This window comes from Streptomyces sp. NPDC058955, assembly GCF_042741435.1.
Lineage (GTDB): Bacteria > Actinomycetota > Actinomycetes > Streptomycetales > Streptomycetaceae > Streptomyces.
Genome location: NZ_JBHYKM010000043.1, coordinates 1 through 13,305 on the forward strand (window position 1 = coordinate 1; position 13,305 = coordinate 13,305).

9 protein-coding genes and 2 pseudogenes are annotated in these 13,305 nt (G+C 71.6%); 9 read left to right on the top strand and 2 right to left on the bottom strand.

Annotated elements, in window-relative coordinates:
* Positions 1-152: 152 nt before the first annotated feature.
* The 8 genes and pseudogenes from ACFW1I_RS18425 to ACFW1I_RS18460 all read left to right on the top strand — a co-directional run.
* Positions 153-302: pseudogene (locus ACFW1I_RS18425) on the top strand (hypothetical protein); the annotation flags it as partial.
* A gap of 56 nt (positions 303-358) precedes the next feature.
* Positions 359-790 (top strand): DUF4259 domain-containing protein, encoded by a 432-nt coding sequence (locus ACFW1I_RS18430; protein WP_384670924.1) that lies wholly within the window; start codon positions 359-361, stop codon positions 788-790.
* Between the two features lie 926 nt (positions 791-1,716).
* Positions 1,717-1,833 (top strand): annotated as a pseudogene (locus ACFW1I_RS18435) (IS5/IS1182 family transposase); the annotation flags it as partial.
* A gap of 266 nt (positions 1,834-2,099) precedes the next feature.
* Positions 2,100-3,647 carry a type I-E CRISPR-associated protein Cse1/CasA gene (locus ACFW1I_RS18440; protein ID WP_384670926.1) on the top strand — a complete coding sequence of 516 codons (1,548 nt, stop codon included), beginning with the start codon at positions 2,100-2,102 and terminating at the stop codon, positions 3,645-3,647.
* Complete coding sequence (gene casB, locus ACFW1I_RS18445) at positions 3,644-4,264, top strand: type I-E CRISPR-associated protein Cse2/CasB (RefSeq protein ID WP_384670928.1); 621 nt, start codon at positions 3,644-3,646, stop codon at positions 4,262-4,264. Before ACFW1I_RS18440 ends, casB begins: the two co-directional genes overlap by 4 nt.
* Positions 4,261-5,685: a type I-E CRISPR-associated protein Cas7/Cse4/CasC gene (locus ACFW1I_RS18450; RefSeq protein WP_384670930.1), complete on the top strand. Its 1,425-nt coding sequence runs from the start codon at positions 4,261-4,263 to the stop codon at positions 5,683-5,685. Before casB ends, ACFW1I_RS18450 begins: the two co-directional genes overlap by 4 nt.
* Positions 5,682-6,530: a type I-E CRISPR-associated protein Cas5/CasD gene (gene cas5e, locus ACFW1I_RS18455; RefSeq protein ID WP_384670932.1), complete on the top strand. Its 849-nt coding sequence runs from the start codon at positions 5,682-5,684 to the stop codon at positions 6,528-6,530. The genes ACFW1I_RS18450 and cas5e overlap by 4 nt, the downstream gene beginning before the upstream one ends.
* Entirely contained in the window at positions 6,527-7,252 is a 726-nt protein-coding gene (locus tag ACFW1I_RS18460; RefSeq protein WP_384670934.1) for a type I-E CRISPR-associated protein Cas6/Cse3/CasE, read from the top strand. The genes cas5e and ACFW1I_RS18460 overlap by 4 nt, the downstream gene beginning before the upstream one ends.
* 155 nt (positions 7,253-7,407) lie before the next feature.
* On the opposite strand, the gene ACFW1I_RS18465 is transcribed toward ACFW1I_RS18460, so the two are convergent.
* Complete coding sequence (locus tag ACFW1I_RS18465; RefSeq protein ID WP_384670935.1) at positions 7,408-7,599, bottom strand: hypothetical protein; 192 nt, start codon at positions 7,597-7,599, stop codon at positions 7,408-7,410.
* A 50-nt stretch (positions 7,600-7,649) separates the two neighbouring features.
* On the opposite strand from ACFW1I_RS18465, the gene ACFW1I_RS18470 reads away from it, so the two are divergent.
* Entirely contained in the window at positions 7,650-11,483 is a 3,834-nt protein-coding gene (locus ACFW1I_RS18470; protein ID WP_384670937.1) for a hypothetical protein, read from the top strand.
* A 54-nt stretch (positions 11,484-11,537) separates the two neighbouring features.
* On the opposite strand, the gene ACFW1I_RS18475 is transcribed toward ACFW1I_RS18470, so the two are convergent.
* Positions 11,538-12,449, bottom strand: coding sequence for a transposase family protein (locus ACFW1I_RS18475; RefSeq protein ID WP_384670939.1), 912 nt, complete (start codon positions 12,447-12,449; stop codon positions 11,538-11,540).
* Positions 12,450-13,305 lie beyond the last annotated feature (856 nt).

A 13,305-nucleotide genomic window follows, 5' to 3' on the forward strand; every position in this document is an offset into this window, starting at 1 on the left:
TCAGCCCCAACGAATACGAACGCCGACACCACGCGGCTAAGCTCACACTCGCCGCGTGATCACCGAAGCGTGTCCACCATCACGGGGGAAGGCCCGCCGTCCGTCAGGACGACCTGCCCAGCTTCCACACTCTCGCGGCTGGCATCAACCGAGACCGCGACGCCGTCATCGCCGGTATGACGCTGCCCTGGAACTCCGGGGTCGTCGAAGGCCACGTGAACCGGATCAAGAAGCTCAAGCGCCAGATGTTCGGCCGCGCAGGCTTCGACCTGCTTCGCAAACGGTTCTTGCTCGCCCCGTAGTCGTGTTGTCAGTGCTTGATGCCAGGATCCGGGCGACCATACGCAAGGAGATCAGCATGGGCACCTGGGACACCGGTCCCTTCGACAACGACACAGCCGCGGACTTCGCCAACGCGCTCGACGATGCCGAGCCCGAGGCGCGTGAAGCCCTGATCCGAGGCGTCCTCATCCGGACGATCGACGCAACCGGCTGTCTCACGGAAGCGGAAGAGGCGGTGGCCGCCGCCGCTTTGATCGCGGCGCAATGCCCGGGAGGCGAACCCGTCGACATGTCCTACGGCCCGGAAACACCGATGCCCGTGTTCCCTTCCGACCTTCGGGCACTCGCCGACGAAGCCCTCGCCCGCATCGTCGGCGACGAGGACGGGCTGGCCTCAAACTGGGTTAACCCGGAGGATTGGAAGCAGTGGCGAGCCTTACTGACGCGCCTTCGCGCAGCGCTTACCCCGCCACCCCCTTCCATAGCTCTCTTCGATGTCCAGCCGTAACAGAGCGTCACTCAGCACGGATAGTTGTGCCAGAGCCCGTTCTCGTGAACAAAGCCATGGAGGTGAGCTCGGGTGCGCCTGGACACCCTGCGCGCTTCGGACGGTCTGTCACCACGCCGTCCGGCCATGCCGGGGAGGTGGTCCACCGAGCGTCGTCCAGGCTGGAGGCTGGTCCGGTGGGCCTTTGCGGTCCGGCGCTCCGCGTGCCGTCTGGTGAGCGTTCCGTGCGGTCCCAGACAGCACGGGCCTGGGGGAGGGTGTCTGTTTCGGTAAAAGTGGTTCAGGCGGGGCTGGACATCGGATAGAACTGCTGGTCAGGACTGCTCCCCAAGTACGTGGGGATGGCCCCGTAGGACACTGGCCGTCCAGACCACCGAGGAGCTGCTCCCCGCATGCGCAGGGATGGCCCCCTCTCGTACCGGAGTCCCCTCGGCACTTCCGTCTGCTCCTCGGTGTACGCAGGAATGGCCTGATCCGGCAGGCTCCGAGCGCCTGCGGGCAGGGGTGCGTGGACGGAGGGCCTGGAGGTTGTGGTGGTGTCGGTTCTTCGGTCGCTTGGGTCGCTGTTGGCTGTGGTTCTGGTCGTGGTGGGTGCGGTTCGGCGGTGGGGTTGCTTACCACCACACTGACCATGCCCGTGGCGTACTGACCATCGGACTCACCATGGGGCGTGCTGTGTCTGGGGGAGTGGCGTGTGGGTGGTTTGTCGGTTTCGGTGAAAGCGGTTCGGGAGGGAGCCGGCTTCGGCTAGAACTGGCTGGTCAGGAAGTCTGCTCCCCGCACGTGCGGGGATGGTCCCGACAACGACGAGGAGGGGCGCACGGATGCGCACTGCTCCCCGCACGTGCGGGGATGGTCCCGACACGACCCGCACGGTGCAGGCGACGGCTCCGTGGTTGGTGACGAGTGCGGCGGTCGCTGCTCCCCGCGCGCGGGGCAGCCGCGGAGGCCGCCCGCCGGCCTTCGCCCGCGAGGCGGTATGTAAGCACCGCAACGCCGTGGAACGCTGCCACAAGCGCTTGAAGCAGTGGCGCGGCATCGCACCCGCCACGGCAAGACCCGCCCAGTCCTGCGAAGCAACCGTCACCCTTGCATCACTCCTGATGTAGGCCTGAGGTTTGATGACAGAACCTGGGGCGGCTCGGAATCTTCGGAACGCGACACCCGGCGTGTCCCGGGCTGCTAGCGTCCAGTTCCGTTCGGGCCATAACCGTTAAGAGCAAGGGGGCGGCGCGTGAGCGGGGGCGTGGGCTTAGCCGGTGGGGGCGTCCGGCCCCGGTGGGATCCTCGGGAGTCACCGTGCATCAGGGTGTCGACGCTCGACGACCGGCTCGTCGAGCTGAACCTGGTGGAGCTGCTCCACGATGCCGACGGCGTGCGGGGCGTGGAAGGCGGCACGCCGGGCGAACAGGTCGCGGTCATCGAGTTCCTGCTGGCGATCTGCTACGCCTCCGGCACCTGTCCGGAGTCGCCGGCCGAGTGGCCGGTGTGGGTGGACCGGAAGGACGCGCTGCGGCCGGCGGCCGAGTGGCTGGCGAAGCGGCCTGAGGACGAGGTCTGGGACCTGTTCCATCCGGTGGAACCCCTGGGGCAGAACGCGCTGCTCGCACCCTTCCTCGACGAGCACGGGGCCGGTCCCGCGCAGCTGGTGATCGAACGGGTCGGCGACTACAACCAGTTCTTCGACCACCACCATCTGGAGCATCCCAGCCCGCTGCCCGTCGCCGAGGCGTTCCGGGCCATGCTCACCCAGCACGTGTACGGGCCGGCCGGCCGCGCCCGGATCTCCGGCAAGCAGACCCTGGGCGCCACGATCACCAATCTCGCCGCCACCCGCCTCGGGACCCGCATCCGGGTGATCGCGCTCGGCGACACCCTCGGCGAGACGCTGCGGCTCAACCTCGCCCCGATCGACGGGCCCGCCGGGACGCTGAACAGGACCTGGACCGTCGGCAGGGAGCGCCGGGGCTTCACGGCGAAGGCGACCCCGCGAGTCGTCGAAGGCCCGGCGGATCTGCACAGTTACCTCGGGCGGTCGGTGCTGCTGCGCCCCACGCGGACGGGGGAGTACGTCGACCGGGTGCTGCTCGGCGCGGGCGAGGTGCTGGAACTGGGGGACGAGCACCTGCAGGACGCCGTGTACGTCGGCAAGAAGGGCGACGGCACCAGGAAGCCGCTGTGGGCGTCGGCGACCCGCGCCGTCTGGCGCGAGGCCCACGCACTCTACGCGGCGGTGGACGAGGCCCGCCGCTCCGGCGCGGGACGGAACGACGGGAGCACCCTCTACCGGCGGCTCGCGCTCTTCCCGCCCGAAGGCGTCGCCCCCGAGCCCGGCCAGCGGCCCGCCCGTCGCGTCGAACTGTGGGCGGTCGGGCTCGTGGCCAAGCAGACCACGGCCATCGCCTGGGTCGACGGGACGTTCCCCTTCGCCCCCGGCCTGGAGGCCGAGCTGTACGAGGCGTCCTACCGCGGTTCGGTGCTCGCCGAGTTCCTGGCGGGCGCCCTGTACAAGGCGGCGCACGCGGCCTGGAGGGTGGCGTACCCGAACCCCAAGCCGACCGACAAGGTCCTCCAGATCGCGCGGTTCGACGCCCGCGCCCGGCACTGGGAGGCGACGCGTGAGCCGTTCGAGCTGCTGATCGAGGAGACCGCCCTCGGCGAGGACGTCGGGGCGTGCCTCCGGGAGTACGCGGCCACCATCGCCACCGCGGCCCGCCGGTTCCTCGCCGAACGCCTCGATTCCCTGCCCAGGAACGCGCAGGGCGCGAAGGCCCGGGCCGCGGCGCTGCGACGCTTCGACGACGAGCTGGGCCAGCCGAAGGCCCCGGCCGAACTCCCAGGGGGGAGCACCTCATGACCACCGCCAGAGCCGTGGACGGCACCCGCGCAGCCGACCGCACCGACGCCACGGTGAGCGAAGGCGGGGCCGCGCTCACCGCGTGGCTCGCCAGTCTCGTCCACAACCACGACTACGCGAGCCTGGCCGAGCTCCGCCGGCCGCGCGTCCAGCGGGAGCCGCACTTCCGGGCGCTCTGGTACAGCCCCACCGAGGCGCAGCGCGAGGTGTACGGGCAGGTCGCCTTCCTGTTCGCGGTCTACCACCAGGGCCGGACGAAGCCCGCCTTCGGCTACGGCAGTCTCGGCGAGGCGGCCCGCCGGATCGGCGGCGGTGCGGGGCGCGGCCCCGACGACCCGGGCGCAGCGCGTCTCGTCGACCGGATCGTGTCCAGCCGCCGCATCCCGTGGCGCCACCTCCAGCACGCCATCGCGCGGCTGCGCTCCTGCGATCAGCAGCCGCCGTCCTGGGCCGGGCTCGTCGACGACCTGAACCGGTGGCACGACCGCAGGGCCCGTGTCCCGTACGAGTGGGGCGTGGCCTTCCACATGCCGCCCGCGCGAGCCGCCGCAGACCGCGCGGGCGCGCCCTCCCTCCCGACCTCAGCCGTCTCCCTCCCGAAGGACCCGACCACGTGACCAGCAGCGTCCCCGCCCCCGGCAGCCAGTTCCTCTCCCTGCACCTCCTGGAGACCCTGGTGGCCGTCCTCCCCGTGCGTGACGAGAACGGGGCGCCGAAGTCGATCGTCTACGGCGGTGCCGAACGCCACATGATCACCAGTCAGGCGCGGCGCAGGGCCGAGCGCGTCCACACCCGGAACCGGGCCAACGCCGGGATCGGCGCGCTGGCCGGACGCGGCACCGGCACCCGTACCCGCGAGTGGGCGCTCATCACCGCTCGCGAGCTGACCTCCGAACACGGCTGGGAGCCGGAGGAGGCCGTCCGCATCGCGCGGGCCGTGATCGAGGCCACCGGCCTGAAGTTCGGGGACCCGGGCAAGAAGACCGTCGCGAACCTCACGAAGGTGCTGTTGTTCGCGCCGTCCGACGCGGGCGCGCGCATCGCCGCCCACATCGAGGAGCAGGCCGGGACGGTACGGGCCTGGGCCGACGAGTACACGGCGGCGCAGGCGGCCGCGGCAGCGGCGGCCTCGGCCAAGAAGAGGACGGCCCGCAAGGGCGCCGCCGCAGCTCAGGAAGAGCCGCCCGGCGCGGACGGCGCCGAGGGCGGCGCGGAGTCGGGGGCCGCCGCCGAAGCCCCCGCAGCGGATGCGAAACTGCCCGCGCTGCCGGCCGCGACCCGGGCCGCCGTGCTCACCGCGCTCGCTCCGCGCGACGCCATCGACATCGCCCTCTACGGACGCTTCCTCGCCGAGATCGCGGACTCTCCGAACGTGGACGGCGCCGTCCAGAGCAGCCACGCCTTCACCGTGCACGAGGCGGAGCAGGTCGACGACTTCTACGCCGCGGCCGACGACGCGAAACTGGACCGCAAGCGGAACCCGAAGCCCGCGGAGAAGACGAACGCCCTGGACTTCCTCGACGCGGCGGACGACGCCGGCGCGGGCATGACCGGCTACCAGTCGCTGATCACCGGCACCTTCTACCGGCACGCCGTCCTCGACCGCCTGAAGCTGCGGCGGAACCTCCGGGCCGCCGGGATGTCGCAGGAGGAGGCCGAGGAGGCGTCCGTGGCGGCCGAGGCGGAGTTCGTCTCGGCGTTCGTCGACGCCTTCCCCGAGGCGAAGAAGAACTCGACCGCGTCCACGGGCTCGCTGCCCGCCCTCGTGCTCGCCTTCGAGGGAGAGCGCCCGTACAACTACGCGGCCGCCTTCCAGAACCCCATCGACGAGAACCCCGTCGGCGGGGGCGGCGAGGGCCCCGCCGGCCCCGCCGCGGTCAGGCGGCTCCTGAAGCACCACGCCTTCGTCAGCGGGCGCCGGCCCGACATCAAGGCCGGCCGCGTCCTCACATACGACCCGCAGATCGACGAACTCCTCGGCACCCTGAAGGACACCGGGGCGCTCACCGTGACCTCCGCCGAGGAGCTGACAGCGTGACCTCGCACGTCCTGCTCGTCCGGCTGGCCGCGCCCCTCCAGTCCTGGGGCGTGGCCAGCCGGTTCGCCCACCGCGACAGCCACGTCAGGCCCACCAAATCGGCGGTCGTCGGCCTGGTCGCGGCGGCCCTCGGCCGGGACCGCACCCACCCGGTGGACGACCTCGCCGCGCTCGTCTTCGGAGTACGTGCCGACCATCCGGGCACCCCGGTGCGCGACTACCACACGGTCGGCTCCGGACGGTACCCGCTGCGCCCGCGCGACATCATCACCGACCACCGGCGCGCCGCGGCCGTCGCCGCGAGCATGGCGGCGGCCGACGGGCCGGCCTTCGGCCACCACGAACTGGCCGGGTGGTACGGGGCACCGAAGAAGATCACCGCCGACCCGGTGTCGGGGGCACTGGTCTCCGCCGAGCTGTCGCGCTCGGCGATGGTCACCGAACGCTGGTATCTGTCGGACGCCGCCTTCGTCGTCGGACTCGAACACCCTGACCGGGCGTTCCTCGACGACATCGCGTACGCGCTGGAACACCCGAAGCGGTTGCTGTGGCTCGGCCGGAAGTCCTGCCCGCCGTCCGGCACCCTGGCCGCGGAGATCCTGCCCGGCACGATCGCCACGGCGTTCGCCGGCAAGCACCTGCTCCCCGGCCCGGACGGACCCGATACCTCCGGCCGCCGGCCCTGGGCCTGGATCCAGGCCGCTCCGGGCACGCGCGGCGCCTCCCAGGTGAACGACCAGCCGGTCAGCTTCGACCCCGCGAACCGGGTCCACGCCAGACGCTGGGAGACCCGTACGCGCATCACCATCGCTCCGACCGCAACCGGATGGGACATCATCCCGTGACCACCAGCGCACGGGCCTCGACGGCCCGCTTCGTCGCCACCCACGCCGTCCTCACCCTCAACGCCCGCCACCCGCTGGTCGCCAAGTCCCTCGTCGACGCTCACGAGATGCACCGGACCGTCATGAGCGGCTTCCGCGGCTGGGTCGAGGACGGCGCCCCGGGGGCGCGTGCCCAGATGGGCATCCTGTCGACGTGGTCGGTGGACCTGAAGGCGGCGGCCCTCGTGCTCGTGGTGCAGTCGCGGGTCCCCGGCGACTGGACCCGGATCCCGCGCGAGGCCTTCACGACGGCGCCGCGGCTCATCACCGTGGACCGCACGTTCAAGGCCGGCGAGGTCGTCGGCTTCCGCGCGGTCGTGAACCCGACCCACAGCAAGCCGTCGGGCCGCCCCGCCTCGGAGAAGGTGCGCGGCACCCGCACCGCCCACACCACCCCGGAGCACGTGAAGCGCTGGTTCGTCCGGCGCCTCCAGGCCGACGGCGAGCCGGCGAACACCGAGGACGGCGTGGCCCGCATCGGCGCCACCGCCGCCCCGGAGACGCTGGGGATCCGCATGCTGCCGACGGTCTCCAGCGCCCACCGCGCGAAACCGATCCGCGTCGGCCGCGCCGAAATCCGCGGCGACCTCACCGTCACCGACCCGGACACCTTCGTGAACGTCCTGTCGAACGGCGTCGGCCACGCACGGGCCTACAGCTGCGGGCTACTCCTGACGCGCTGACACGGGAGCCCGGCGGGGCATCCCCGCACACGCGGGAGGAAAGAAGGGGCTGCTCCTAACGGGAGCCATCCCCGCACGGGCGGAAAACCCCGTCCCTGGCCGAGACTAAGCCCTGCGGCCCCGCCGGGACCAGCCCCTCCGGGCAGCGCCCGGACCTACCGCTTCCCGCCCCGGCGCATCAGGATCGCGAGCGTGGCGCGCGCGTCCCGCCGGCGCTGCGGGGTGCGGAAGACGAGGGACGACACGGCCACGGTCACGACGACGCCGGTGTAGGCGAGGCCGGTGGCGGCGGAGAGCGTGGCGGCTTCCTGGAAAACGGTCTCCAGCGTGGTGAGCACGACGGACACGGGGATCCCCCTCGGGGTCGGTCGCCCGGCGGTCCGTTCCGCCGGGCTCGGTGCTTCAGGTATCCACCGCGCAGGCCGCGTCCAACGAAGTCAGCCGACGCCGGATGAGCCCATGCGCGCAGGTCAGAGGGGTGATGAAGATGTGTCCAACGAAGTCTTCGACGGATGGCGGACCGCGCGACGACGGACCGCCGGAGACCTTCGCCAAGGACCTCAAGGCGTTGTACGAAGCCGCGGGCGGCGAGACGTTGGGGTACCCCCGTCTGATCGCCGAAGGTACGCGTCACGGTTTCACGGTGAGCAAGACCAACCTGAGCAGCTGGTTCCGCGGCAAGCCCCCTCGGCTGGCGCGTCACGTCGAGTACGTGCTCACGGTGCTGATCCCCTTCCTGGAGGATCGTGCGGAGCTCCATTCGCCTGGGCACCATCGGGTGGCCGACGGTGTGTGGGGCCGACGGCTGGCGGCGGCGCAGGCCGTCAGCAGAAGGGCGCAGGGCGGCCGGGGCCCTCACGTCGGCGCGGCCTCCGCGGGACGCGTACTGGTCGGGCTTTCCCCGACCCTCCGGGACGTGCTGCCCCGCGACTTCGTCGGACGGGAGCGGGAGTGCGCCGACCTGGCGGCCTTCGCGACCGCTCCCGACGGGTCCCCCTCGTATCTCTGGTACCAGGCTGGGCCCTGGGCCGGGAAGACCGCCCTGTTGGCGTGGTTCCTCGCCCGAGAGCTGCCGCCCGGAGTCGACTTCGCGCACTACTTCGTCTCAGGACGCCACGGGACCGATCGCCGCCTCGGGTTCGCGCGGGCAGTCGACAGGCAATTGGCGTTGGCCACCGGGCGCCCTCACGATCCCGCGGTGGATCCCGACCGACTGGACGCCGACAAGTGGTTCGGAGCGGCGGCCCGGGCGTGCGAGAAGCGGGGGCGCCGTCTGGTGCTGATCGTCGACGGGCTCGACGAGGACGCCGATGCCGGCGTGGATTGCCGGGGAATCGCCGGACTCCTGCCGAAGGAGCCGCCGCACGGCATGCGGGTCATCGTCGCCGGGCGCCGGAACCCGCGGGTTCCGGAGAGGCTCGCGGACGACCACCCCTTGCGTGACAGCGGCGTCGCCCGCCGGCTGAGCGATTCCTCCGCAGCGCGGATCATCCGGGACGCCGCGATGGCGGAACTGCGCGGACTGCTCAAGGACCCGGACTTCGGGGAGCGCGTCCTGGGCCTGCTCGTCACCGCGCGGGGTGCCCTGAGCTGGGAAGATCTCGGCGAGCTCCTCGACGTCGGGCCGCACGCGGTGGAGGAGAGGCTGCGCACTGTGGCCGGCCGTTCCCTGGCACCCACCCGGGCCGATCTGTTGCCCCTGGACGTACGGAGCGAAGCGGAGGCGGAGGACGGACGGCAGACATTCGTCCTGGCTCACTCCACGCTCCAGGAGACCGCGTGCAAGGGGATCGGGAGCCGCTCGCGACTGAAGCGTGTCGCCGAAATCCACGCGTGGGCCCGGGAGTACGAGGCGGAGGGCTGGGGCGAGGAGACGCCGAACTACCTCCTCACCGGCTACACCCGTCTCGTACGCGAATCGGCTCCCGAGCGGCTGCCCGGCCTGGTGCTCGATCCTCGGCGGCAGCTTCGGCTCGTTCTTCGGGACGGGGCGGACGTTGCTCTTGGTGACGTGGAGTCGGTCGCGCCCGTCGAAGGGGAGGAGATCATGCCGGCGCGGGCGGCGGCGGTCGCGGTGTCGCGGGAGCTACTGTGGGGGCACGTGCGGGCGCTGCCCGGGTCCGTGGCGCGGACCGTGGCGCGGCTCGGGGACGCGGGGCGGGCCCGGGCGTTGGCCGGGGCTTCGGGGCGGGCGGTCGAGAAGGCCGTGCGCCTGGCCGATCTGGCGCGGGCGCTGCACGCGAAGGGCGACGCGGAGGCCGCGGCGACCGCTCAGGGTGCCGTCGGGTGGGCGCGTACCGCGCTGCGGGAGGCGGGGCGGTTCGCTCACCTCGTCGACGAGGCGGGGGCCGCGGCGGCGCGGGCGGCCGTCGCGCTGCTGGAGACGGCCCTCGCGCCGGACCGACGCGGCGACTTCCGGGAGGCTCTGGAACTGCTGCGCGCCTCGCGGGGGAGGGGCGCGGCGCGGTACGAGGGCTGGGCGGAGGCCGCAGGTCTGCTGGCGCCGGAGTATCAGGACGAGGCCGCCGAGCTCCTTGAGGAGCTGGAGGAGGAGGCCGAGGCGCTGGGGGCGGAGAGCGACTGTGCCGGGGCCGTACAGGTGTGGGAGACCGTGGCGGGCGCTGATCCCGACCGTGCCGAGCGCGTCTACGATCGGGTGCTGGCCCATGTGACGGAGGTGTGGGAGGGCGGCCCGTCGCTGGAGAACGTTGGGGTGGTCGCGGTTGCCGCCTCGCTCGTGGCGCGGTCGCGGCCGGAGCAGGCCGAGCGGCTCGTGGACGCGGCGCGGCTGTATCTGGAGGGCGTGCTGGGTGGGGGCGCTGAGGGGCTGTCGGCCGCCGACGCGTTCCATGTCGAGTTCGGATTCCGGGACACGTGTGAGGCCTTCTGCCGGGCCCTGGCCGATGTGGGGGCGCCTGCCGAGGCCGTCGACCGGGTGCGGGAGCTCGGGCTTTGGGTTCTTTCCGCGGAGTCCGAGGAGGAGGTGCTCGACTCCGATCCGTTTGAGGATCGCGCGTTCGTCGAGGCCGGAAGGCTCGCCGACGAGGCTCTCGCCCTGGCCGATCGAGGGGCGGACGACGAGGCGGAGCAGGAGTTGCAGCAGGCCGTGGCGCTGCTTCCGGCGGGTGGGCTCGGTGGGGGTCTCAGCCCCGTATGGGTGGCGGAGCTGGCGGGGGCGCTCGTCCGTACGGATGCTCTCGAGGCTGCCGGAGAGATGCTCAGGACCGTGCGGCGGCCCGCCGATCGGGTGCGGGTGAACGCCGCCCTGGCGTTGGCCTGTGCGGATGGCGGTCGGCCCGACGTCGCGCGTGGGTACGCGCGGGAGGCGGAGAGGGGGGCCGACGGGGCCGGTACGGGCTGGGCCCATGCCGCGCAGGCGTTGGCCGGTGCCGGGGACGTGGAGGGCGCCGTGGACCTGCTGACGCGGCTTGGGCAGCAGCCGGGTTGGGCCGGGACGCGGGCCGCCTGGCGGAAGACCGATCAGGCGGTGCGTATCGCCGTCGCGGCCGAACTCGCGGCGTTCTCCCCCGAGGCCGCGGGCGAGGTGCTCCTGCCCGTCCTGAAGCGCCTGGACGCCGCGCGGAAGGCCGTCCGGAGCCAGGCGCTGCTGACCTCGGTCGTGGAACTCGTCCCGGCCGCCCCCCGGCTGCTGTCGCCCGCGCGGGAGCTCTTCGACGACCTCATGGAGGCGGCGCGGACGAATGCCGTGCGGAGCGGTCCGCAGTCCCGGCGGCCCGAGGACGTGCTTGTCGTCGCCTTCCTGCGGCTGGGAGCCGGGGACTTGCCCGGCCGTCAGGTGGACTGGCTGAGGCAGGAGCTGCGCAACCGTGGGGCCGAGCACTTCCCGACCGCCGCGCTGGCCGTGCTGCACGCGGCGCTCGGCGACATCGCGGCGGCCGAGGCCATCGCTGGGCTGCCGGCTGTTCCGCACCACCGGGCGGCGGCGCTGACCGCGGTGGCCTCGCACCTTGCCCGCGTGCCGGTCCGTCCGTTCCCCGTCCCCGGTGCGGGCGGTACGGACTCCTTCACGCGTGCCGTCCAGCACCTGGCCCTGACGGCGACGCCGCTCGCGGCTTCCGCTCCCGAGGCCGCCCTCGGGTCCCTGGAGCGTGTGCTGACCACCGCCGGCTGGCATCACGCCCTTCCGGTTCTGGCCCGGGTCGCTCCGGAGGCGGTGCAGGCCGTCCACGAGATCGCCGCGGTCCACCTCCGCGTCACCGCCCGTCCCTAACGAGCTCGTGCACGGTAAGCAGTGAGACGTCGAGGGCTTCGGTGGGACCGGTGCTCACCTCTGTCGTCGGGGGTCCAGGTCCACGGTCTGCTGGTGGGACAGCAGGCCGGCGACGGCCCGGACGGTGTCGCTGATGTGCTCGCGGCGGCCGAGGTGGCGGGCGAGAGCCCGCCAGTTCTTCAGGTGGGCGATGCCGTGCTCGACCCGGACACGGCGTGAGGAGTGCGCATTGCGCTGTCGCTCGTGCATCTCCTCGTACCAGTCCGGGGCGTCTTTCTTGAACTTCCGGTGCGGTGGCGTCACCACGCGTCCGCCGGTCATGGCGCCGAGCCCCTGGTAGCCGGCATCGGCAAGGATCTCGACTACGGGCCCGTCGGCCAGGAGCTTGACCAGCCCTAACTGGCGGGCGTGGGTGATGTCCGCGCAGCTGCCTGGACTGGCTGGGCTGCTGAAGAGCACCCTTCCGTTCTGGTCGGTGAGGACCATGGTTTTGACGGCGTTCTGCTTGTTCTTTCCGGAGATGAACGTGTCCCGGTCCTTGCGTCCAGCGGCCGGCCGGCGGACCCGGATCTCGGTGCCGTCGATGATGCCGGTTTGCCCACTGGCGCTGAGGTGGTCGATGACTTCGGCCAGCGTCCGGCTCCGGACGCCGGGGCTGATCGTGCACCCTCGCTCAGCGAGCAGGGGCCGTATCTCACCGATGGCCCGGGTGATGGTGGAGCGGTCGGCTCCGAACCAGCAGGCCAACACATCGTGGGTAACCCCGCGGCGAAGGTGCACGAGCGTGGCCAGGAGCCGGTCGACGAACACCAGCCGGTGCTTCGCACCGGCGCCCACAGCGCGCTTCCGCGGCCGAGAGGTCAGCTTGGCCTGGTGACGCTCATGCCACAACGGCCCCACCTCGGCAACAAGTTCAGCGATCACACCGGCCGACAGGCCCGTAATCCGACGGTTGCTGACGATCACTGCACGAGCCGCGTTCCCCACCACCCGACCATGATCAACCATCCCGGGCTCGACCTCTCACTGCTTACCGTGCACGAGCTCGTTAGCAGTGCAATGGTGTTTGCCGCGACTGAGCCTTTGCAACCGCGGTCCAAGGACCCGTTCCAGTGACGGGTGGGTCTGGGTCAGCAGGCCGTGTAGCCAGTTCGCGCTCTGGGTGCCAGATCATCGCCGGCCGGGCTGCTCCGCTTTCCGACCTCAAGGGGAGGGGGCTTTCAGTCATGCTTGTTTGGGAGTAGCCGTCTCTGTGGCCTCTGGCTGATCAGATGAAGCTGATGGGCCCGCCTGTGGTTGCGTGGTGCACCATACGGCTGGCTGCTTCCTGGTTCCCGACCGTGTGTGGGCAGCGCCGACTTCCTTGGCATCTGGACGACGGTTGATTCCTGTACTCGGGGGGTGTGTCCGAAGGGGTGATTTGTCGGCGTGGAGCTGACGTTGGCGTGACAGCCCCGCTGTTTGACGCTGTGGGTCTTCCGGCTGATCCACGTTCCAAGCTGGTCTCCCACCTGCAGGTATGGCCTTTGGATTGGGGTGCAGACAAGCAGGTTCTGCATCTCCAATGTAGAAGCTCATGGGTATATCAAGCGCTGCAAAGGTGGGTCATGGAGCTGGCCTCCAGGTCACGTGATGCCTTGTACATTGGGGAGGGCGCCAACCGGACCTCGGGTCTATCAGGGTCGGCGTGGGGGTCCGAGAGCAACGGACTCCGGCCTGAAAGAGGCCGGCGCCCAGCCTTCGTAGCTGGACGCCGGGTGGGAAGAAGCCGTCAGGCTAGTAGCTTGCCGATCCACTCGACCAGATCCAGTTGCAGCTGGAT

Coding starts and splice junctions, on each gene's coding strand:
- casB (WP_384670928.1), top strand. CDS start 3,644: ATGACCACCGCCAGAGCCGTGGACGGCACCCGCGCAGCCGACCGCACC.
- ACFW1I_RS18430 (WP_384670924.1), top strand. CDS start 359: ATGGGCACCTGGGACACCGGTCCCTTCGACAACGACACAGCCGCGGAC.